Origin of the sequence: Enteractinococcus helveticum (assembly GCF_001657475.1) — a bacterium.
In the GTDB taxonomy this organism is placed as follows: Bacteria; Actinomycetota; Actinomycetes; order Actinomycetales; family Micrococcaceae; genus Yaniella; species Yaniella helvetica.
The window spans coordinates 174,114-197,458 of record NZ_LXEY01000022.1 but is presented as its reverse complement, the minus strand read 5'-3'; the positions used below and the strand labels follow the sequence as shown (position 1 = coordinate 197,458).

16 protein-coding genes are annotated in these 23,345 nt (G+C 54.6%); 5 read left to right on the top strand and 11 right to left on the bottom strand.

Translation table 11 applies throughout. The annotated features are described in order from the left end of the window. Positions 1–117 precede the first annotated feature (117 nt). The 4 genes from fusA to A6F49_RS12870 form a co-directional block, all read right to left on the bottom strand. The gene (gene fusA, locus A6F49_RS12885) at positions 118–2,235 is read right to left on the bottom strand and encodes an elongation factor G (RefSeq protein ID WP_327019967.1); all 2,118 of its coding nucleotides are present in this window, start codon (positions 2,233–2,235) and stop codon (positions 118–120) included. Positions 2,236–2,325: 90 nt separating this feature from the next. Further along, positions 2,326–2,796, bottom strand: a complete 471-nt coding sequence (gene rpsG / locus A6F49_RS12880) for a 30S ribosomal protein S7 (RefSeq protein ID WP_043058748.1) — start codon at positions 2,794–2,796, stop codon at positions 2,326–2,328. Positions 2,797–2,799: 3 nt separating this feature from the next. After that, a complete protein-coding gene (gene rpsL, locus A6F49_RS12875) occupies positions 2,800–3,171 on the bottom strand; it encodes a 30S ribosomal protein S12 (protein WP_043058749.1) in 372 nt (123 codons plus the stop codon). 464 nt (positions 3,172–3,635) lie between these two features. Next, positions 3,636–4,907 carry a carboxylate--amine ligase gene (locus tag A6F49_RS12870; RefSeq protein ID WP_043058750.1) on the bottom strand — a complete coding sequence of 424 codons (1,272 nt, stop codon included), beginning with the start codon at positions 4,905–4,907 and terminating at the stop codon, positions 3,636–3,638. Between the two features lie 83 nt (positions 4,908–4,990). Here A6F49_RS12870 and A6F49_RS12865 point away from each other — a divergent pair, with 83 nt between their 5' ends. Together A6F49_RS12865 and A6F49_RS12860 are read left to right on the top strand one after the other, a co-directional pair. After that, on the top strand, positions 4,991–6,172 hold the full coding sequence (locus tag A6F49_RS12865; protein ID WP_043058751.1) for a lipid II:glycine glycyltransferase FemX: 1,182 nt from the start codon (positions 4,991–4,993) through the stop codon (positions 6,170–6,172). A gap of 162 nt (positions 6,173–6,334) precedes the next feature. Then, positions 6,335–6,547: a hypothetical protein gene (locus A6F49_RS12860; RefSeq protein ID WP_043058752.1), complete on the top strand. Its 213-nt coding sequence runs from the start codon at positions 6,335–6,337 to the stop codon at positions 6,545–6,547. Positions 6,548–6,644: 97 nt separating this feature from the next. Here the strand turns inward: A6F49_RS12860 and A6F49_RS12855 are convergent, their stop codons facing one another. Both A6F49_RS12855 and rpoB read right to left on the bottom strand, forming a co-directional pair. Continuing rightward, the gene (locus tag A6F49_RS12855) at positions 6,645–10,535 is read right to left on the bottom strand and encodes a DNA-directed RNA polymerase subunit beta' (RefSeq protein ID WP_043058753.1); all 3,891 of its coding nucleotides are present in this window, start codon (positions 10,533–10,535) and stop codon (positions 6,645–6,647) included. 56 nt (positions 10,536–10,591) lie between these two features. Then, a complete protein-coding gene (gene rpoB, locus A6F49_RS12850; protein ID WP_043058945.1) occupies positions 10,592–14,098 on the bottom strand; it encodes a DNA-directed RNA polymerase subunit beta in 3,507 nt (1,168 codons plus the stop codon). 551 nt (positions 14,099–14,649) lie between these two features. Between rpoB and A6F49_RS12845 the strand changes: the two genes are divergently transcribed. Together A6F49_RS12845 and A6F49_RS12840 are read left to right on the top strand one after the other, a co-directional pair. Then, positions 14,650–16,425: a S8 family peptidase gene (locus A6F49_RS12845; protein WP_043058754.1), complete on the top strand. Its 1,776-nt coding sequence runs from the start codon at positions 14,650–14,652 to the stop codon at positions 16,423–16,425. 8 nt (positions 16,426–16,433) lie between these two features. Next, positions 16,434–17,774, top strand: a complete 1,341-nt coding sequence (locus A6F49_RS12840; RefSeq protein WP_043058755.1) for a thioesterase domain-containing protein — start codon at positions 16,434–16,436, stop codon at positions 17,772–17,774. An 84-nt stretch (positions 17,775–17,858) separates the two neighbouring features. Here A6F49_RS12840 and A6F49_RS12835 read toward each other — a convergent pair whose 3' ends face one another. Both A6F49_RS12835 and moaC read right to left on the bottom strand, forming a co-directional pair. Next, entirely contained in the window at positions 17,859–19,655 is a 1,797-nt protein-coding gene (locus tag A6F49_RS12835; RefSeq protein ID WP_052505008.1) for a molybdopterin-binding protein, read from the bottom strand. A gap of 2 nt (positions 19,656–19,657) precedes the next feature. Next, a complete protein-coding gene (gene moaC / locus A6F49_RS12830; protein WP_043058756.1) occupies positions 19,658–20,155 on the bottom strand; it encodes a cyclic pyranopterin monophosphate synthase MoaC in 498 nt (165 codons plus the stop codon). A 115-nt stretch (positions 20,156–20,270) separates the two neighbouring features. Between moaC and moaA the strand changes: the two genes are divergently transcribed. Continuing rightward, positions 20,271–21,293, top strand: coding sequence for a GTP 3',8-cyclase MoaA (gene moaA, locus A6F49_RS12825; RefSeq protein WP_268751202.1), 1,023 nt, complete (start codon positions 20,271–20,273; stop codon positions 21,291–21,293). A 78-nt stretch (positions 21,294–21,371) separates the two neighbouring features. On the opposite strand, the gene A6F49_RS12820 is transcribed toward moaA, so the two are convergent. From A6F49_RS12820 to rplJ, 3 genes are all read right to left on the bottom strand, one after another. Continuing rightward, on the bottom strand, positions 21,372–21,899 hold the full coding sequence (locus A6F49_RS12820) for a histidine phosphatase family protein (RefSeq protein WP_043058758.1): 528 nt from the start codon (positions 21,897–21,899) through the stop codon (positions 21,372–21,374). A 253-nt stretch (positions 21,900–22,152) separates the two neighbouring features. Then, positions 22,153–22,539 (bottom strand): 50S ribosomal protein L7/L12, encoded by a 387-nt coding sequence (gene rplL, locus A6F49_RS12815; RefSeq protein WP_043058759.1) that lies wholly within the window; start codon positions 22,537–22,539, stop codon positions 22,153–22,155. Between the two features lie 63 nt (positions 22,540–22,602). Then, positions 22,603–23,124 carry a 50S ribosomal protein L10 gene (gene rplJ / locus A6F49_RS12810; protein ID WP_043058760.1) on the bottom strand — a complete coding sequence of 174 codons (522 nt, stop codon included), beginning with the start codon at positions 23,122–23,124 and terminating at the stop codon, positions 22,603–22,605. Between the last annotated feature and the right edge of the window lie 221 nt (positions 23,125–23,345).

The following is a 23,345-nucleotide window of genomic DNA, read 5'->3' as shown; positions in this document are numbered from 1 at the left end:
GACCGGACCCTAGTCCTGTACCAAACGTTATGTTCGGGGTGACACACCGTTTGGCTGGTGGTGGGTTTGGCAGGACCAAGCCCACCACCATAAATCTAGCCAGCTAATAAGTCTAAATTATTGGCCGGAGTGTTTCTGAATAATTTCTTCAGAGACAGCAGCAGGTACTTCACCGTATGAGTTGAAGGTCATGGTGTAGACAGCGCGACCCTGAGTGCGGGAGCGCAGGTCACCGATGTAACCGAACATTTCAGACAGTGGGACTTTGGCCTTGACGACCTTGACACCTGCTGCATCGTCCATCGATTCGATGGTACCGCGGCGGGAGTTCAAGTCACCAATGACGTCGCCCATGTATTCTTCTGGGGTACGGACTTCAACGGACATGATCGGTTCAAGCAGAACCGGCTTTGCGCGTTTGATGCCTTCCTTGAAGACCTGGGAGCCGGCAAGTTTGAACGCCATTTCCGAGGAGTCAACGTCGTGGTAGGCGCCGTCTTCAAGAGTTGCTTTGACACCAACCATTGGGTAACCAGCAAGAACACCAAACTGCATGGCTTCCTGAATACCCTGGTCGACAGATGGGATGTATTCACGAGGAATACGTCCACCGGTGACAGCGTTCTTGAATTCGTAGACTTCGCCTTCTTCGGATACCAAGGGTTCGAAGGAGACCACAACCTTAGCGAACTGACCGGAACCACCAGTCTGCTTCTTGTGGGTGTAGTCAACCGAGTCAACCTTCTGGCGAATGGTTTCGCGGTAGGAGACCTGTGGTTTACCAACGGTAGCCTCAACCTTGAATTCACGCTTCATGCGGTCGACCAGCACGTCGAGGTGCAGTTCGCCCATGCCGCCGATTTCGGTCTGGCCGGTTTCTTCGTTCTGAGAAACGGTGAAGGTTGGGTCTTCTGCCGACAGACGCTGAATAGCGGTCGACAGTTTTTCCTGGTCACCCTTCGAGTTTGGCTCAATAGCAACCGAGATCACTGGTTCTGGGAAGTCCATGGATTCCAGAATGATCGGTGCTTCTTTGGCCGACAGACTGTCACCGGTGGTGACGTCTTTCAGACCGACAACCGCGTAGATGTGACCTACCTGAGCCTCGTCAACAGGGTTTTCCTTGTTGGAGTGCATCTGGAAGATCTTGGAGACGCGTTCCTGCTTCTGCTTGGTCGCATTCAGGATCTGGTCGCCCGCTTTGATCTTTCCGGAGTAAACGCGGATATATGTGAGCGTTCCGAAGAAGGGGTGCGCCGCAATCTTGAATGCCAGTGCGGAGAATGGCTCATCAAGGCTTGGTTTGCGGGTCAGTTCTTCTTCTGGGTCCTTCATGGAAGTTCCCTTGACCGATTCAACATCCAGTGGGGATGGCAGGTAGTCAACGACAGCGTCGATGACTGGCTGGACCCCACGGTTTTTGAATGCGGAACCACAGAAGACTGGGTAGGCGTCGTCAGCGATGGTCAATGCTCGGATACCGGCTTTGATCTCATCGTTGGTGAGTTCACCTTCGTCGAGATACTTCATCATCAGTTCATCTGATGATTCAGCAGCCGATTCGATGAGTTCGTTACGGTACTCTTCAGCTTTTTCCTGCAGTTCAGCTGGGATTTCTTCAATCTCGTAGCTCGCACCAAGTTTGGTGTCACCTTTGGCATCTGCTGGCCATACGAAAGCCTTCATGCTGAGCAGGTCAACGACACCGATGAAGTCATTTTCGGCACCGATTGGCAGCTGCATAACCAGAGGCTTGGCACCCAGGCGGGATTTGATGGTTTCAACGGTGTTGTAGAAATCAGCACCGAGTTTGTCCATCTTGTTGACGAAACAGATACGAGGTACACCGTATTTATCAGCCTGACGCCATACGGTCTCGGACTGTGGTTCAACGCCTTCTTTAGCATCAAATACAGCTACCGCGCCGTCGAGGACACGCAGAGAACGTTCAACTTCAACAGTGAAGTCAACGTGACCTGGGGTGTCGATGACGTTAATCTGGTTACCGTGCCAAAAGCTGGTGACAGCAGCGGAGGTAATGGTGATACCACGTTCTTTTTCCTGCTCCATCCAGTCGGTGGTTGAAGCACCATCGTGGGTTTCGCCCAGTTTGTGGCTTACACCGGTGTAGAAGAGGATACGCTCGGTCGTGGTAGTTTTACCGGCGTCAATGTGAGCCATGATGCCGATGTTACGAACTTTTGTGAGGTCGGTAAGCACTTCTTGTTGTGCCACAGGTTCTCCCTTGGTTGTTGCCTGGTTCCGTGAGCCACAGACTCCTGGTTGAGGCAACGGCTCGGAATGAGTACTGAGTTGGTGTTTGATTTACCAGCGGTAGTGGGCAAACGCCTTGTTAGCTTCAGCCATCTTGTGCACGTCCTCACGACGCTTTACAGCTGCACCCAGTCCGTTGGACGCATCCAGAATTTCGTTAGTCAAACGCTCAGTCATGGATTTTTCGCGGCGTGCCTTGGAGAAGGTAACCAACCAGCGAAGTGCAAGAGCAGTAGCGCGGCCAGGCTTGACCTCAACAGGTACCTGGTAGGTGGCGCCACCAACACGACGAGAGCGGACTTCTAATGCAGGACGAACGTTATCCAGAGCTTTTTTGAGCGTTGCTACTGGATCGTCGCCGCCTTTTTCGCGGGTACCATCAAGGGCACCGTAGACTATGCGTTCAGCAGTCGATTTCTTACCATCGACCAAAACTTTGTTAATCAGCTGGGTGACCAAAGATGAACTGTAAACAGGGTCAACTACCAGTGGGCGCTTTGGCGCAGGACCTTTACGTGGCATGGTTTACTTCTCCTTCTTAGCGCCGTAACGGCTACGAGCTTGACGGCGATCTTTGACACCCTGAGTGTCCAGAGCACCGCGGACAATCTTGTAGCGGACACCTGGAAGGTCTTTCACGCCACCGCCACGAACGAGCACGATGGAGTGCTCCTGGAGGTTGTGGCCTTCACCTGGAATGTAGGCGGTAACTTCGATACCACCGGCCAGGCGGACACGTGCGACTTTACGCAGCGCGGAGTTCGGTTTCTTAGGGGTGGTGGTGTACACACGGGTGCACACACCACGGCGCATTGGGCGTGCGTCAAGCGCAGGCGCACCAACACGCTTTGCTTTTGGCGTGCGGCCCTTGCGGACCAGCTGCTGAATTGTTGGCAAAATATTCTCCGTATGATTTATCTTCTTTCGAACGGTTCGAGGCGGTATGCAGCGCATCGAATCGAAAGAAAGCTTGGTCGTTTTTCGACGTCTTAGACTATTCGGCTTTAGACGTGCAAAAAGGTGGCATTTGTCGCGCAAGTTCCCCGCAACCCGGACAGAGTCCTACTGCCACTTTGAAACAATCGTTCTCAGTGTACCAGGTTCGGTCACATTGCAACAATTTGCATACTGATTAGGGTATGCATCACGTGTGCGCTCCCGTCATACCCAGTCGGTCAGTTGTTTGCCGACTGGACATGACAGGCAATCAATGCTCATCAGCGATCCGCAGCGACTCCAAAACATCTCGTGTGCGTCCCCACGCAGAGTCTCTTGTCCGCTACCAGCAGTGCCGGATGGCTCCTGGCCTCCTGGACCATGTCTTTGCGCCGCAGACAGTCGCGTACGGGAAGATCCAGCGGTTAAGCGTTCATCGTGCCTGGTGTGTGGGCAACTTCGGCTGCGGCCTTGGTCAGACGATAGCGCTGGTACAGGTCTCGCTTCAGGTTCCGGTCGTTACTGTATTGCAACGGCCAGCCAATACGGTTGGCACGCTTGGCGGCTTCAAGTTGTTGTTGCTGTGCTGGTGCAGCATAATGCTTCGCCAGTTTTAAAGGGATCGTCAGTGAAGCAGCAGGTCCCTCAGTTGTCACCGGTTGCCCGTGGGCGCTCATTTCAATGAACTCCCGGTAGAGGTACGTTGCGGGGTTTGCTCCGGCAACAGTCAGATAATAATGATGGCGGCCCAAACGCGGATTCATCTCCAAGAAATATGGTTCGCCCGTCGTCTCATGGATCTTGATGTCAAACATGCCAAATCCATGCCAGTCCAAGGCATCCATGAGTCGTGCGCCCTGTTCTTGCATCGCCGCATCAGCGACTGCCACAACAGCCCGTGAGTTGCCTTCAAGCCCCGCTGCGTGGTCTTCGACGATGACTTCGGCAAGTCCGGTCAGTGCGTTCTCGCCGGTTCGATCGCGGAAATGCGAGAGAATTCTTAGGTTGGAATCCGGGCCTGGAATGAATTGCTGAAGAATAAGGGAACCCTGATAGCCAGCGTTTATGGCTTGAGTGATGATAATTTTCAGTTGTTGCGGTTCTTGCAGGAAGTGTACTTTTCGTCGACCGGAAAAGCGCGTATTCGCCCAGGCTGCGCCGTCACCAGCCTTTAAAATGAGTGGGTAATCCAGGCCCAGCTCAGCAATAGAGTTCACGAAGGCGTCAATGGTGTTCGTGCCTTGCGAGCAGTCAATGGAGGCGGTCTGGGGATACTTGATCGCCAGTTCGTCACACAGTGCGTAGAAATTGTCTTTCAATGAGGCCCGGTCAAGTTGGGCGGTGGTGAGCTCAGGAAATACATATCCCATCGAACGGAGAGCTTCAGCGTGGTCGATCATGATACGAACCAGATGATCGTAGCCTGCTATCAACAGCAGGGGGCGTGCGCCGTCGCGCCGTAGTTGTTGAGCAACGCTAGCCAAGTGTTCAACGACATGATCCGGATCGAACATGGCTCCAGCAGGATAGAGCTCGGTGATTTTGCTGCCACCAACAATCAGGTTTTCTGCTGTTGGAACGATTGCTGATACCACCCCGTATGCTTCATGGAATTCGCGGGCCAGCGTGTACGCGCCGAGGTCTCCCCCGGTAATGACCGGGACAAAGGATTGGGAGGTGGGGATCTGTGAGGTCATAGTGGACGAGTTTAGCAACTGCCAACCGTGATCCCGCTCGCTCTACCTCTTGGAACGATCAACGGCTGGGGTACGCTGGAGATGTGACACAACATAAGACCCTGAATATCCAAGAGATTTCCACTGAACAGCGTCAAAGGTTCCTCGCCGACCAGCCGCGGGCTTCCTTTCTTCAGAACCCCTATTGGCCCCAGACCAAAGCGGCATGGCGTGGCCAATCGTTGGGGTGGTGGGACAATGACGAGTTGGTTGCCACCAGCCTGGTGCTGTACCGACCGATCCCGGTGCCTGGTCTTCGGGGGCGCAATTTAGCGTATATGGCCGAGGGGCCTATCTTTGATCCAGAGGACGTAGCGCTGGATTCTCTGGTGAATCCGCTGGTGCCATATCTGCGGAGTCAGGGCGCGTTTTTGATCCGAATGGGGCTGCCATTTATGCTGCGCCGTTGGGACGCAGAGACAGTTCGTCGTACGCTATCGGCCAATGACCATGACATGATCCCAGACCTTCATCCGGTCGAGTCTGATCCCACGGCATGGTCGTTAGAAGATTCCTTGGTTCGCTTAGGGTGGGAAAAACCGGAGATGACCGAGGATTTTGGTCCGGGTCAGGCTCAATTCCAGGCGCGTATTCCGCTGCCTGAGCTCACTGACGAGCAGCGAGCGGATCGTGAGTCTCCTGAATTTGTGCAAGCCGTCGAGGACGTGTTGGCTCGCATGGATAGCACCTCGCGTCGTCAGACTCGAAAGTCGATGCGCTCGGATTTGCAGATTTCCGTTGGCGATGTTTCCGAGATCAGTCAGTGGCAGGCCTTATATGAGGAAACCGCTGAGCGCGATGACTTCACTGGTCGTCCTCAGAGTTATTTTGAGGCGATGTTCAACGCACTGAATGCCTCCGAGATCGCACAGTGCAAAGTGTTGTTTGCTCACTTCGAGAACCAACTGCTAGCTTCAGCAATTTACGTTCAGCAGCAAGATACGGGATGGTATGTCTACGGTGCTTCGACTCGTGCCGAGTCCAAACGCTATGCTCCGCGCGCTTTGCAACTGGAACAGGTCAAGCTCAGTCTGGAAGCGGGCGCGCGCTGGTATGACCTCGGTGGGGTCTCCCCCACCCTGAATAAAGAGCATGAGCTTGCGGGTCTCACGCGGTTCAAAACCACGATGGGCGCAGACGTCGTCGAGACCATGGGCGAATGGGATTACCCCATCAACAAGGTCCTGGCTCGAGCGTTCAACCGGTACCTTGCTCGCAGAGGCTAGGGTTCAACCCTTCTGACATCACGCCTTGGCCGCGGTCCTACTCGAGTGGGACCGCGGCCAAAGTGTTGCATGGGCAGTCATCGTATTAGCGGATATATACTGATGGCCTTTAAGGTAGGTATAACGTTCCGTTCGTTGTTGACGAAGAGAGTTTGATGTCTCATGGCCAAGATTGATACCAAAACCGCCACCCCTCCCTCGACTGCATTAGTTATGATGCTCACTGGATTTGGCGCATTGTTTATTGTCATCGGGGTCGTTGCACTCGTGGCAACGAATCCTACGAACTGGGTGGGCGTGAGCCTGGCTTTATTCGTTGGTGTCTACAGTTTCGTGATGGCCCAAGTTCTCAAGCGTCGTCGTGCCCGCGGGTAGTGGTCGTTTTTCTTTTACGTTTAAACCTGAGAGAGCCAGTGCAAATATTCGCACTGGCTCTCTATGTGTTTGGGGCCGGTTCTAGCGGCCTACGAGGTTAGCGGAAGTCGCCACCCATACCGTAGTCTTCCAGCGGGATCGCGTGGAAGTCGCCACCGATTTCGGTGTCCATACCCGGGTAATCAAAATCCGGGAATGCAGCAGCACCGGTGAACATGTTGGCCTTGGCTTCATCGGTTGGTTCAACGGCAACGTTGGTGTAGCGGTCCAGGCCGGTTCCGGCTGGGATGAGCTTACCAATGATGACGTTTTCCTTCAGACCAAGCAGTGGATCAGCCTTACCTTCCATTGCGGCCTGCGTCAGAACGCGGGTCGTCTCCTGGAAGGATGCGGCCGACAGCCACGAGTCGGTTGCAAGCGAAGCCTTGGTGATACCCATGAGCTCGTCACGACCAACGGCTGGGCGTTTGCTTTCCGCAACGGCAGCACGGTTGGCGGCCACGAAGTCAGCGCGGTCAGCGAGCTCACCTGGCAGCAAGTCGGTTTCACCGGAGTCGATGATGGTGATTCGACGCAGCATCTGACGGACGATGACTTCCACGTGCTTGTCGTGAATGCCAACACCCTGGGACTGGTAGACCTCTTGGACCTCGTCGACCAGGAACTTCTGGGCGGCACGTGGGCCAAGAACACGTAGGACCTGCTTCGGATCGATGGCACCAGCAACCAGCTGGGTACCGACCTCAACGTGCTGGCCGTCTTCGACGAGCAGACGTGAACGACGCAGGACCGGGTAGGCCATTTCTTCAGAGCCGTCATCCGGGGTGAGTACCAGACGAACTTGTTTGTCGTCTTCTTCGATGGTCACGCGACCGGCGACCTCGGAGATTGGGGCAACACCCTTTGGCGTACGTGCTTCGAAGAGCTCCTGAATACGTGGCAGACCCTGGGTAATGTCATCAGCCGATGCGACACCACCGGTGTGGAAAGTACGCATGGTCAGCTGAGTACCTGGTTCACCAATCGACTGAGCAGCGATAATACCAACTGCTTCACCGATGTCGACGACCTTACCGGTAGCCATCGAGCGGCCGTAGCACTTGGCACAGGTTCCAACAGCGGAATCACAGGTCAGCACCGAACGGATACGGATCTGGCTGACGCCGGCTTCCAGTAGGACGTCCAACTTGGTGCTACCAATGTCTTGGCCGGCTTCAACGATGACGTTGCCGTCAGCGTCTTTGGCGTCGGTAGCCAGGACACGTGAGTAGGCCGAGGTCTCGATATCGTCAACGAAGACCAGTTCGCCGTTATCGTCTGGGATAGCAATGGTCGTGTTGAGACCACGGCGTGTGCCACAGTCTTCTTCACGCACAATGACATCTTGCGAAACGTCGACCAGGCGACGGGTCAGGTAACCCGAGTTCGCGGTCTTCAACGCGGTATCTGCCAGACCTTTACGAGCACCGTGAGTAGCGGAGAAGTATTCCAGAACCGACAGGCCCTCACGGTAGGAGGACTTGATCGGACGAGGGATAATCTCACCCTTCGGGTTTGCTACCAGACCACGGATACCGGCAATCTGGCGAACCTGCAGCCAGTTACCGCGAGCACCCGAGGTGACCATGCGGTTAATGGCGTTTTGTTTGCCCATACCGGACTGCATTGCTGCAGCAACTTCGTCGGTGGCGTTGTTCCAGATATCGATCAGTTCGGCACGACGTTCATCATCCGAGATCAGACCGGTTTCGTACTGGGTTTGAACCTTAGTTGCCTGATCTTCGTATCCTTCCATGATCGATGCTTTGTCGAAGTTCGAAGTGATGTCGGAGATCGCAACGGTGACACCTGACCAGGTGCCCCAGTAGAAGCCAGCATCTTTGAGGTTGTCCAACGCTCGAGCGGTAGCAACTAGCGGGTAGCGTTCAGCGAGGTCGTTGACCAGTTCGCCAAGGGTTCCCTTGGTTGCTACAACTTCTACCCATGGGTAGTCGGCTGGCAGCAGGCGGTTGAACAGCACGCGACCGATGGTGGTTTCCAGGTTCACGCGCTGACCGGGTTCCCAGCCTTCTGGGGCGGGTTGTACCTCGGATGGCACAAAGCCGTCCACACCAATGGTGACGGTTGCGTTGAGGTGAACCTTGCCGGCATCCATACCCATGATGGCTTCACCGAGCGAGGAGTAGGCGTTGCCAATACCAACGACGTCGTCGCGAACATCGGTCAGGTGGTTCAGACCGATGATCATATCCTGGGATGGCACAGCAACTGCGCGACCATCGGATGGTTTCAGAATGTTGTTGGACGACAGCATCAGCAGACGGGCTTCAGCTTGGGCTTCGGGGCTCAGTGGCAGGTGGACTGCCATCTGGTCGCCGTCGAAGTCTGCGTTGAATGCGGCACAGACCAGTGGGTGCAGCTGAATAGCTTTACCTTCAACCAGCTGTGGTTCAAACGCCTGAATGCCCAGGCGGTGCAGGGTTGGTGCGCGGTTGAGCAGTACCGGGTGTTCGGTAATGACTTCTTCCAACACGTCCCAAACCTGTGGGCGGGTACGTTCGACCATGCGCTTGGCAGATTTGATGTTCTGGGCGTGGTTCAGGTCAACCAGACGTTTCATAACGAATGGTTTGAACAGTTCCAGTGCCATCTGTTTTGGCAGACCTGCCTGGTGCAGTTCCAGCTGAGGACCAACTACGATGACCGAACGGCCCGAGTAGTCGACACGTTTACCCAGCAGGTTCTGACGGAAACGACCCTGTTTACCCTTGAGCATGTCGGACAGCGACTTCAGCGGACGGTTGCCCGGTCCGGTGACGGCACGGCCGCGGCGTCCGTTGTCGAACAGTGAGTCGACGGATTCCTGCAGCATGCGCTTTTCGTTGTTGACGATGATCTCTGGTGCACCCAGTTCAAGCAGGCGCTTCAGACGCGAGTTGCGGTTGATCACACGACGGTAGAGGTCGTTGAGGTCAGAGGTCGCAAAGCGGCCACCATCAAGCTGCACCATTGGGCGCAGTTCTGGTGGAATGATCGGGACGGCGTCCAGCACCATGCCTTCTGGCTTATTGTCGGTGGTCAAAAATGCGTTGACCACTTTCAAACGCTTCAGGGCACGGGTTTTGCGCTGGCCTTTACCGGTCTGGATGATTTCGTGAAGCTTTTCAGATTCACCTTCCAGATCGAAAGTCCGAAGACGACGTTGGATCGCTTCTGCGCCCATGGAGCCTTCGAAGTATTCGCCGTATTTATCGCGCAGCGAGCGGAAGATCTGTTCGTCACCTTCCAGGTCGCCGACCTTGAGGTTCTTGAAACGATCCCAGACATCTTCCATCTGGGCGATTTCGGCTTCGGCGCGTTTGCGTACCTGAGCCATGGTCTTTTCGGCCAGGGACTTGGCTTTTTCGCGTTCTGCGGCTTTAGCACCGGCCTGTTCCAGTTCGGCGAGCTCTTCTTCGAGTTCACGCGAAATGGCGGCAATATCGGAGTCGAGTTGTTTCTTCAGGAAGTTGACTTCCTGATCGTACTCGGCTTGCAGGTTTGGCAGATCGGCGTGACGTGCTTCTTCGTCAACGCTGGTGATCATGTAGGCAGCAAAATAAATGATCTTTTCAAGATCTTTTGGTGCAAGGTCGAGCAGGTAGCCAAGACGCGATGGCACACCTTTGAAGTACCAGATGTGGGTCACTGGTGCGGCCAGTTCGATGTGGCCCATGCGGTCACGACGAACCTTGGAACGGGTGACTTCTACACCACAGCGTTCACAAATGATGCCTTTGTAGCGGACTCGCTTGTACTTACCGCAGTAGCATTCCCAGTCGCGGGTTGGACCGAAAATACGTTCACAAAACAGGCCGTCTTTTTCTGGCTTGAGTGTTCGGTAGTTAATGGTTTCAGGCTTTTTGACCTCACCGTAGGACCACTCGCGGATTTGGTCTGCGGTGGCCAGTCCGATGCGCATGAGGCCGAATGAGTTTTCTGGGGACATTGTCCTATGAACTCCTGGTTCTAAAAATGGATGAAAGACTGATTTGTGTTGTGAACTTAGACTTCTTCTACCGAGCTGGGTTCAGCACGGGAGAGGTCGATGCCTAGTTCTTCAGCAGCACGGAATGAATCTTCATCCGAGTCACGCATTTCGATATTCCGGCCGTCTGCGGAAAGGACTTCCACATTCAGGCACAGGGACTGCATTTCTTTGATCAGGACTTTGAAGGATTCTGGAACGCCTGGTTCTGGAATGTTCTCACCCTTGACGATGGCCTCGTAGACCTTAACACGGCCGTGGACGTCGTCAGATTTATGGGTCAGGAGTTCCTGCAGGGTATACGCGGCACCGTATGCTTCCAGTGCCCACACTTCCATTTCACCAAAGCGCTGACCACCGAACTGTGCTTTACCACCCAGCGGCTGCTGGGTAATCATCGAGTACGGTCCGGTTGAACGAGCGTGAATCTTATCGTCAACCAAGTGGTGCAGTTTCAGCATGTACATGTAGCCAACCGAGACGTGTTCTGGGAATGGTTCGCCAGAACGTCCGTCAAATAGCTGGGCTTTACCGTTGGTGCCCATCAGGCGTTCGCCGTCGCGGGTCGGGTGGACGTGACCAAGCAGACCGGTGACTTCTTCGGCTTCGGCGCCGTCGAAGACTGGAGTGGCGACGTTGACCGGGCCGGTTTCACGCGGCAGGTTTGGCAGCTTCTTCAGGAAGTCTGGTTCACCTTCGATCTTCCAACCGTTGGCAGCAGCCCAGCCGAGGTGTAGTTCCATAACCTGGCCCAGGTTCATACGTCCTGGCACACCCAGTGGGTTCAGGATCATATCGACCGGGGTACCGTCGGCGAGGAATGGCATGTCTTCAACCGGCAGGATCTTGGCGATAACACCCTTGTTCCCGTGGCGGCCGGCCATCTTGTCACCGTCGGTGATCTTACGTTTCTGGGCAACATAGACGCGGACCAGCTGGTTGACACCTGCTGGCAGATCGTCGTCTTCGTCGCGGTCGAAGATGCGAACACCAATAACGGTTCCGGATTCACCGTGTGGGACCTTCAGCGAGGTATCACGGACTTCCTTGGATTTTTCACCGAAGATGGCACGCAGGAGGCGTTCTTCTGGGGTGAGTTCGGTTTCACCCTTCGGGGTCACACGACCGACGAGGATGTCACCGGATTCGACCTCAGCACCGATGTGGATGATGCCGCGTTCGTCAAGCTGGGCCAGAACTTCTTCCGAGACGTTTGGAATGTCGCGAGTGATTTCTTCGGCACCAAGTTTGGTGTCACGAGCATCGACTTCGTATTCTTCGATGTGAATTGAGGTCAAGACGTCATCGGAGACCATGCGCTGGGAGACGATGATCGCGTCTTCGAAGTTCAGACCTTCCCATGGCATGAAGGCCACCAGGAGGTTCTTTCCAAGTGCGAGTTCACCGTTGTCGGTCGAAGGACCGTCGGCCAGAACCGAGCCGTATTCGACTCGCGCACCTTCGGATACGCGAACAACCTGGTTGTAAGCGTTGCCCTGGTTGGAGCGCTCGAATTTGGCAATTGGGTAGTGACGGGTGGTGCCTTCATCTTCCATAACGGTCACCATGTCGGCAGCTACCTCGGTAACAACACCTGGTTTCTGCGCAATGACGGAGTCACCGGCGTCGATAGCAATCGGTTTTTCCATACCGGTACCAACCAGTGGGGCTTCCGACTGAACCAACGGCACAGCCTGACGCTGCATGTTGGCACCCATCAGCGCGCGGTTGGCATCGTCGTGTTCGAGGAATGGAATCAACGCGGTTGCAGCTGACACCATCTGGCGTGGCGAAACGTCCATGTAATCGACATCGAACGGGTCGGCGAGCACTGGCTCACCGTCACCTCCGCGCTGACGTGACAGGACGAATTCTTCGGCGAAGGTGCCGTCGTCGTGCAGTACAGCGTTGGCCTGAGCGATCTGGACGTGCAGTTCGTCATCAGCGGTGAGGTATTCAACGGTATCGGTGACGCGACCGTCAACAACCTTGCGGTACGGGGTCTCGATGAACCCGAACGCGTTGATGCGACCGTAAGTTGCCATCGAACCGATCAGCCCAATGTTTGGACCTTCTGGGGTTTCAATTGGACACATACGACCGTAGTGCGATGGGTGCACGTCACGGACTTCCATACCGGCGCGGTCACGCGATAGGCCACCTGGGCCAAGTGCGGACAAGCGACGTTTGTGGGTCAGACCAGCCAGCGGGTTGCCCTGGTCCATGAACTGCGACAGCTGCGATGTTCCGAAGAACTCGCGAATGGCCGCAACGACCGGACGGATGTTGATCAGGGTCTGGGGCGTAATGGCCTCGACGTCCTGGGTGGTCATGCGTTCGCGAACCACGCGTTCCATACGGGACAAACCGGTACGGATCTGGTTTTCGATCAGTTCGCCAACCGCACGGATACGACGGTTACCGAAGTGGTCAATGTCATCGACCTCTACCGGAACGTCAACTTCTTGGCCTTTACGGGTGCCCTTGATCTTGGAGTCACCATTGTGCAGTGCCGCGATGAAGTGCACCATCTGGGTAACGTCTTCTTCGGTGAGCACCAGGGAGGCTGGGTCGCCAAGTGGAGCATCGACGCCGAGTTTACGGTTGAGTTTGTAACGACCGACCTTGGCAAGGTCGTAACGACGCTCGGTGAAGTACAGGTTTGCCAGCAGGTTCTGCGCGGAATCTACCGAGACTGGTTCGCCCGGACGCAGTTTGCGGTAAATATCTTTGAGTGCTTCAGCCTGGTCGGCAATGCCGTCTTTTTCCAGGGTCAGCATCATGGAATCATACTGGCCGAATTCTTCGCGAATGCGAGCTTCGGTCCAGCCCAGAGCCTTGAGCAGCACGGTGACAGGTTGTTTACGACGACGGTCCAAACGAACCGAAACCTGATCACGGCGGTCAATTTCCAGCTCGAACCAGGCACCGCGTGATGGAATGATGCGGGCGGTGTAAATATCTTTGTCAGTGGTCTTATCTGGAGTGCGTTCAAAGTAAGCGCCCGGGGAACGGACCAGCTGGGAAACGACGACGCGCTCGGTACCATTGATGATGAAGGTACCTTCATCGGTCATCAACGGGAAGTCACCCATAAAGACGGTCTGCTGTTTAATTTCGCCGGTGTTGTAGTTCATGAACTCGGCCTTGACATACAGCGGAGCCGCGTAGGAAGCGTCACGTTCCTTGGCTTCCTCAGCGTCCATCTTCGGGTCCGAGAACTCTGGGTCGGAGAACGACAGAGACATCGTGCCCTGGTAATCTTCGATCGGTGAGATTTCGTCAAAAATCTCTCCGAAACCTGAAGTCGTAACTACCGAATCATCGCCAATTTCTTGTGCACGTGCGACCTGCGCAGCCCAGCGCTCATTGCCAACAAGACGGTCAAAAGATTCCGTCTGCAGAGCAAGAAGATTGGGCACATCAAGTGGTTCAGCAATCTTTGCAAAAGAAACACGACCGGCTGAAGCGCCGTGTCGATAGTTTGTAGCGGTTGTGTTTTCAGAGGTGCTAGAAGCGACCAACAGCGATCCTTTCACAGACCTTCCAAGTATCTATAGACGCGTAGTGCCCGAGCATCTAATCAAGTACGCCACGAGACAAAGACACGGGACCCACCGCTATATGAAGGTCAAGCCGCTCTTGTGTATGATCCTGTGGAGATGGTGAACCCGACGGTCAGCCGGGAACACCAAAACGACCTGAAGACAGGGATACGCAAAGAATCAGCATAGCTTGACTTGACCCCTTTTGTCCAGTAGGCGCCCTCAAGTTATTTACAATTTCGCTTTCGGGCGTGACGCGGGTCGCAGTTTTGTTCCACAAACTCCCGTCGGAGCCCATCACGCCTTGGCAGGGCGACGAGTTCTTCCTTGCGAAATGCAAACGAGATTCTTTTTCGATCGTATAAGTCTGTTTGTACCAGACCAGCATATGGAACGCTGAGCCATACGGCGATAAAAACTCCACCTGTAGGACACCGTTTCTGCACCGCTTGCGCCCCGGATCTTGCTGAACACCCAAGTGAACTCATTATGCTGTAGGCCAAGTCAACTTCCGATTATAAAATTGCGGTATGGAGCCCCGGGATAACCCGGCAGGAATGCCGGACGATGAGTTTCGAGCCGAGCGGATGGCCCGGCAGACAGCTCCACCTGAGCTGGAAAATCCAGAAAAGCGTGCCCTGTGGGGGCTTGGGACTAACGAAGAGGACTACGGTCCCTATCTCATCGAGCTAAATGTCCAATACGTTGATGGGCTGGCCGAGGCAGCAAAAGCCTTTGCAGAACTTTTTCGAACGATTATTGTTGAGCCAGCAGAGCAGCATCTGTCGGATCTCGCTGAAGATCCACCCTGGGGAATCACCAGAATTTCTAAGACATATTTTCGGTGTGAAATGACCATGCCACAGTGGAAGACCCTCGTTGCTGCCGACGAACGTCAAGCTGCCCAACGCGCACGAGCGTCCCAGTCGGAAAATACCGACTCCATGCCGATCGGGGCGTTTCGTTTCCGGACTATGTACAAACTCTGGCCAGACTTTCCCGTCCAGGCTCACATTACACACTCGATCTCGACGATCAAGGCCGATGCGGCTTTGCGAACCTTCGAAGCAAGCGGCGAGGGGATCACCTGGGCAGTGATCGACTCCGGGGTGGATGGGACACATCCGCATTTTGGTACTGCACCCGACCATGTTCTATACGACCCATCGGTCCAGGGGCTGCATCGATGCTTCATTCCTATCAACGGCCAACGTTTAGACGATCCCGACGAACAACTGATCGATGGAGCTGCGCTGTCGCAAACTGAACGCAAGCGGCGCATTGCCCTCCATCGTGAAAATGCACTGATTGATACTATGGGGCACGGCACTCACGTAGCCGGTATCATCGCTGGTCAAGCACCATCCGACGGTTCCGCTGTGGTCTTACATCACGAAGTGATGATGGCACCCGGGGAACAATTGGAAAACACACCACAACGTCAGACTGTCACACGTGCCCGTCCCCTGTCAGGTGACCAAGAGCAACGACGTCTGCACGGGGTTGCGCCCCGGGCTCGTTTAGTCAGCTTGCGGGTATTAGATGGTCAGGGGCAAGGACGCTCCAGCAATATCATTCGAGCGTTGGAATACATTCGAGAAGAACTCAACGATAACCCAAAAGAGCTGCGTGTCCACGGGGTCAATCTCAGCGTGGGCTATGAATTTGACGCTGAAATGTTTGCTTGCGGACAGAGCCCGCTATGCGTGGAGGTCAATCGCTTAGTCCAGACCGGTGTGGTCGTCGTGGCAGCTGCAGGCAATACTGGATATGCCACGATTAGTGCCAGTAGTCGAACCACTCGGGTCGGTTTGGCCAATTCGATCAATGATCCAGGCAATGCAGAAGCCGCGATCACCGTGGGCTCAACGCATAGAGACGCTCCCCACACCTTTGGGATTTCATATTTTTCCTCGAAAGGACCCACCGGTGACGGCCGACCGAAACCTGACCTCGTGGCTCCTGGCGAGCGCATCCTTTCGTGTGCAGCAGGCCAAAAGAAAACTGAGGCGCTCGATCAGATTGCTCAGCAAAGTCAGCACAGCAGTTCGCCGGATGATTCGGCCAGTAGCAGTGCGGACAGCATCGCTGATCGTGCTTGCTATATCGATGACAGCGGCACCAGCATGGCAGCGCCGCATGTCTCAGGTGCTATTGCCGCATTTCTTTCAATACGACGCGAATTTATTGGTCAACCAGCAGAAGTGAAGCGGATCTTTTTAGACAGCGCCATGCCGTTGGGACGAGAACGCTACTTTGAGGGTCACGGTCTCGTCGATGTAATGAAAGCGATTCAGTCTGTGTAGGAGTCACCATGACCGGCCAAACATACGATGTCGAATACACCAAGCTCGGGGAGATCTACAACCCCGATCGTCTCGAAGCCCTGCTGACGGCGTGTGGTGATGCGTCGTCACTGTTAGTTTTGACCCACGGGTGGAATAACAACATGGAGGAAGCACGACAGCTCTACAACGAATGGTTGGCCAGTCTTCGTCGGGTCGATTCTGCTGCGTCGAAAATACTGCCTCGAACCATGGTGTTGCAGGTGTTCTGGCCCAGTAAGAAATTCGCTGCCGAGGATCTCATTGCCGGTGGTGGAGCCGTCGGCCTCTCCGAAAGTGACGAGGTCCAACTGAGTCTGCAAGCGCTGAAGCAGGACCCATATCTGCTGGGTGATCACGGCCCTGAGTCAACGGAGCCCGTGTGGTCCAATGACATCAACCACGCCATGGGGTTAGTCGCTCAGCTGGAGGACTCCGAACAGGCACGTCGGGAATTCGTCTTGCATATCCGGGCTGCATTGAACCCTGCTGAAGCACACGAGGACGATGCGTCTCGGGAGTTTTTTGAATTGGAACCGGAGGAACTCTTTGAGCGCTTTGGTGATCCTGTGGGAATAATCGATTCGGGTCCAGGCAGTCGATCAGCCGGCGGAGTCGGTACAACAGATTTCCGTGAGGAAGGTGGTGCCGCGTTTCTTGGTGGCGGCTGGTCCAAGATTAAAACAGCGGCGGTTCGCATCGCGAATTATGCGACGTATTATCAAATGAAATCTCGTGCTGGCCTGGTCGGTCGAAATGGGCTGGCCCAGACGCTTGAGCTGGTTCGTCAACGGTGCCCGCAGCTGCCTATTCATCTCATCGGTCACAGCTTTGGAGCCCGCGCCGTGGTCTCAGCAGTCGCGCAAATGGCCCCGGGCAAAGCCCCGGTGTCATTGTCGTTACTTCAGGCGGCCTTTTCGCATAACGGTTTTGCAGAAAAATTTGATGAGAAACATGACGGCGCTTTCCGCACCGTGGTCCAAGACAGACGGGCTACCGGGCCCATTATCATTACCCATACGAAAAACGACCGGGCTCTGGGGATTGCTTATCCTCTGGCCTCTCGCATTGCACGCGATAATGCCGCTGCACTGGGTGATAAGAACGACCCGTACGGCGGCATGGGACGAAACGGTGCCCAACACACCCCTGAAGTTAACACCACCGAAGTATTCTTACGAGATTGGGACACAGCTACACCGTATAAGTTCTCACCCGGGCAGGTGTATAACCTGCAAGCTGATCGCTTCATCAATGACCATGCCGATGTGAAAGGTGTCGAAGTCGCCTATGCAACGCTGCAGGCAATGCGCAGCGCAGTCAGTGCCTAGCTCCATGCCGATAGCCAGTAAGAACATGCAGTTGAACCATGCCGGGTCATCGCCTCATCGTGTGGAGCTCCGAAGTGAGTTTCTTCATCGTTGATGGTCTTGACCGCGGATCTGTTCGACAATGTGGTCCACGATGTCATCTAACACCGTCATCCCGTCTCGGACTCCACCTAATGAGCCGGGTAAGGTCGCAACGAATGTGTGGCCTACTACCCCGGCGATGCCACGGGAAAGTGCAGCGTGCGGCGTATGCCGCAGACCTTCCAGCAGGATTGCCGTCATCACATGTGGCAGTTGAACGTCAAGGATCTCGCCAATCACATCTACGGTCTGATCCGTTGGAGAAATTCCCGTGCCACCGCTGGTAATGAGTAGATCGGGCAAAGCTTCTTGGTCCTCAGCCATCAGCTGTGTCATGGTGTTGGCCAGGTCGTGGTCAGCGACAACCAATGCATTTGGTGTGACATAGCCTTTAGAACGCAGCCATTGGACCAGTTGGGGGCCGGCCTCATCTTCATACGTTCCTGCAGCCGCTCGAGTGGATGCGATGATCACTTGAGCGGTTTTGCCTTGACCGTCAGCAGTAGAGCTGCGATCCACTACGGGTTGAGGTTTCAGATGTGGCAAAGGTTTGACGGCGACGTCGAATGTTGCATCGGCAAACAGATGTGCAGTAACGGTTTGGCCCGGTTTAAATCTCGACAGGGGCGGGATTTCTAGTAGTGCGTTTGAACCGACTGCTTGAGCCAGTAGATGCGAGCCGGCTTCACCCTGGAGTTGTGTCACGAGATCTGCACCTTGTAATCCCACGGTGCCACGACGATATTGGGTCTTGCCGCGAATACCGGTTACCGTGCTGTTGATCTTGGTCTGAACAGCAAGAGGTGACCAACCGGATCGAAAGGCTTTCCACAGCGCAGGAACGACCACCATGCGCAGTGAAACCAGAGTTGAAATGGGATTACCTGGCAGGGCAATGATTGGGGTGCGATTATAGACCCCATAGCCCTGTGGGCCACCGGGTTGTTGTTGAATTTTGCCGACCCAAGATACTTCCAAACGATCAAGAAGCTGACGCACGACCTCATATTTTCCTTCGGAGATACCCCCGGAGGTGATGAGGATGTCTGGCGCATGATCACGAATCAGCCGATCGATTTCTGATTGGAAATCGCGGAGTTCATCGGTTGTAGATCCGGTGGCAATGATTTCCATACCGTGCGTTGTGCCAAAGGCTTGCATAAGCGGGGTATTGGCATCAAAGATTTGTGCTTGTCTGGGGGTTTTGCCAGCAACTACCTCGTCGCCACCAGCGACGACGGCAATCTTTGGACGAGCTTTGACGGTGAGCTCTGCGATTCCTTGTGATGCTGCAGCGGCAACAAGAGCGGCGTCCACGAGTGTGTTCTGTCGGGCTAGTAACGTTCCAGCAGGCATGTCACTGCCGGTTTTCCGGATGAATGTACCAACCTCGACCGAGGGCAGATAGACGTACTCACCGGTGTCCACGAAGTGAGGTGGATCAGCCTGTTCGACCGGTATGATCGCAACGACATCTTCAGGTATTTTTGCGCCCGTCATAATCGGTACAGCGGTGTCATGACCATACCCGTTGACGCCGTAGTGATAAATATCTGTCGGATCGGTTCCCGCTGGGACATCAGGTCCAACACGAAAGCGGCCGCCTGCTACGTTGGCATAACCGATCCCATAACCGTCCATCTGCGAATTATCGAATCGCGGAGATGGATGTTTGGTCAACAAATCAGCGGCAAGCCGCCATCCTATCGCCTCGCGAAGCGGTAACGATATTGCAGGTAATTCCCCGACGGTGTCGAGCAATAAGCGGGCCAGGGTATCAGCGTAGGTTTCCGTTGACATCGTCACGAGTCATCTCCCGGCTCCGAAATGGCCCAATCTCCGGATTTTCCACCGGTTTTTTCTAAGACTTTGATATCGGTGATAACCGCCCGGGCATCCACAGCCTTGATCATGTCATACACTGTCAACGCTGCCGTCGACACGGCCGATAACGCTTCCATCTCCACGCCGGTCACACCTTTGGTTTTCACCAACGTGATAACCCGTAGGGTGCCTGCGTCAACGTCTGCTTCAAAATCAACGGTAATTTTTCCCAGTGGAATGGGATGGCACAGTGGAATGGTCTCCCAGGTTTTCTTGGCAGCCATGATGCCTGCAACTCGAGCCACCGGCAGCGCGTCGCCCTTGGGCAAATCGGCATCCATGATTAAGTCGATGACATCGCTTCTTGTGTGCACCACAGCTTGTGCCCGGGATGTTCGAGCCGTTGTATCTTTACCGGTAACGTCGACCATGTGGGCTGACCCATCGGAACGTACGTGACTGAGCTGGTGGTCCATGACTACCTTTCATCGCCTATTGACAGGGTCTAGACTAACTATAAGATGAAACACCCATCCCCCGCCCTAACAACCTCAACAACGCTTTATCTGTTGTGATGGTAAGGAGCACTTCTTGACTGGTTTGATAGACCAATTTGGTCGTACTGCTACTGATCTTCGCATGTCGCTCATCGACAAATGCAATTTACGGTGTCGGTATTGTATGCCTGCTGAGGGTCTGGACTGGCTCAAAAAGAATGACATGCTGACGGCGGATGAAGTCATTCGGTTAGCTGATATCGCCATCGCTCGGCTTGGTATTGAGGGAATCCGTTTCACCGGCGGGGAGCCGATGGTCAGAGCAGACCTCGTTGACATCATTGCATCGGTACACAATGCACACCCACAGGTGGAGCTAGCGATGACCACCAACGGTATCAATCTCGAAAAGAAAATCGACGATCTCGTCGCTGCCGGGCTATCTCGTATCAATGTGTCCTTGGATACCGTTTGTCCTGATACTTTTGCAAAAATTACCCGACGCGATCGACTCACGAAAGTACTTGAAGGATTACACTCCGCTAAGGCCGCTGGGTTGGATCCCATCAAAATTAACGCGGTGTTGTTGCGGGACATTAATGACGATCAAGCAGCTGAGCTGCTCACGTGGACGATCAAGCACGGATACCAGTTACGTTTTATTGAGCAGATGCCACTGGATGCCGATCATAACTGGACCCGAGACAACATGGTGACCGCAGCCGAAATTCGAGAACAGATCTCGCAGGTCTACACTTTGACGCCACACAAGTCCCCTCGCGGCTCGGCACCGGCGGAGCTCTTTGACGTGATCTCACAAGAGTCAGGCGAAGTCCTGGGCACGGTAGGAATTATTGCCTCGGTGACAGAACCATTCTGCGCGGACTGCACGCGAACCAGGATTACCGCAGACGCCAAAGTCCGTTCCTGTCTGTTTTCGCATACAGAAACTGATCTCATGGGGCTGCTTCGGGATGGTTCTTCCGATGATGCCATTGCCGACGCGTGGCGTGAAGCGATGTGGCATAAACCGAAAGCACACGGTCAAACGAAAACCGGCTTGGGTATGCCAGGCTTCGTACAACCTGAACGCACCATGAGCGCAATCGGCGGCTAACAATCACTGTGGTTGGTGCATGGCCTTGCATTTTACGATCACCTTTCAGGTGTCGTTGGCGGTGACGCACGCAGAAAGCTATAGATGTAGAAAACGTTCAGCGGGGAATTCTAGAACATCCCCATTGAGGATCGGTGGGTGCTCGAACCCCAGTACTGCGGATAATGCTAGTTGAAAGAACGTGCCGTGGCCGACCAAGATGACGTTGTGGGCACGGTGTTGTTGTGCAATGTAACGGAATGCTTCAAGTGCTCGAGTCTTCAGTGCCTCATCAGATTCTTCAGCGCACATGAGTTCATTGCGAGTCTCTTCGTCAAAGTCCCCTAGATGGATGCCTTCGGCAGGACCAAAGTCGCGTTCAATGAGCTCATCCACCTTATGCACCTGAGCAATGCCAAGAATCTCTGCTATCCGTTGGGCTGTTTGAACCGATCGCATCAGTGGCGAGGAGTAGATAGCGTGCCAGTGCCCCATGCGCTGTAGGCTCTGGGCAGCTTTCGTTGCTTCGAAATATCCTTCAGCACTCAACGGGTTATCTGTTCGCCCTTGCAGCAGTCGTTTTCGGCTCCACTCTGTGCGTCCATGTCGGACAAAGGCCCACTTCATTGTCTATCCCCGTTTGCTATACAGCTATCTTTCGGATGTACGTGGCCGATAATACCGGTCTGCAGGGAACCAGATTTTATCCGGTGAATAATCGGTGTCCTTGGGGTAACTCCAAATAATTGTCGAAGTGACGCGCAAGCGAAGTCGTCATAGCCGAGTAAGGTTTTACGTTTAAACACCTCACCCCGCTGCATGTGCAGCGGGGTGAGGTTGAGGCTAGATCAGAACGAAGCTGATCGTCCGTGGCTGAAGCTTACTTCAGGGTTACGGTAGCGCCGGCGCCTTCCAGAGCTTCCTTGGCAGCGTCTGCAGCAGCTTTGTCGACGCCTTCGAGGACGGCCTTTGGAGCAGCGTCAACGAGGTCTTTAGCGTCTTTCAGACCCAGGGAGGTCAGAGCGCGTACTTCTTTAATGACACCGATCTTGGCATCGCCAGCGGATTCGAGAACGACGTCGAATTCGGTCTGTTCTTCAGCAGCACCGGCGTCGTCGCCGCCACCTGCTGGAGCAGCAGCCATTGCGACTGGAGCAGCAGCGGTTACGTCGAATTCTTCTTCAAAAGCCTTGATGAATTCGGACAGTTCTAGCAGGGACAGCTCTTTGAAAGCATCCAACAGTTCTTCGGTGGACAGTTTTGCCATGATATTGGCTCCTTTTGAATAAAAGTCTTGAGAGGTTTGCAGCGGCACCGGGGGTGCCTGAGATTAGGCAGCTTGTTCTTGCTTTTCGCGCAGCGCTTCTGCGAGGCGAACAGCCTTCGATAGTGGGGCCTGGAATGTAGCGGCAGCCTTGGACAGGGAGCCCTTCATTGCACCAGCCATCATCGACAGCAGAACCTCGCGAGATTCGAGATCTGCAAGCTGTCTAACATCGGATTCTTCAAGAGGCTGGCCATCCATGTAGCCGCCCTTGATGACCAGTTTGTCGTGGTCTTTGGCGAAATCACGAATGACTTTTGCAACATCTACGGTTTCACCCGAGACGAATGCAATTGCGGTAGGGCCGGTGAGTTTGCCTTCAAGGGCAGTTACTCCGGCCTGTTCTGCCGCAATGGCAGTCAGCGTGTTCTTCGCCACGGCGTAAGTAGCGTTCTCACCCAGAGCACGGCGCAGTGCCGTAACCTCCTGCACGGTGAGACCACGGTATTCTGTGACAACTGCTGCAGATGAGTTGCGGAAAAGCTCCGTCAGCTCTTCCACGGCTGCAGTTTTTTCAGCATTCGCCATGGCACTCCTTCCTTTGTGGATATGCCGGCCGCTCAAACATAAAAAACGCCCCGTGCAGGTGCACAGGGCGCAAAGATTCTAAACTGCCTTAAGACGCAGTTGGTCTATGCTGTCATGTTCACCTGCGCGGGCCGCTCATCGAATGAGCTTTTATAGTTTCACCTATTTAACACAGGTAAATACCACCGGCGGTCTTCGGTATAGAATATCTTACACGGGTG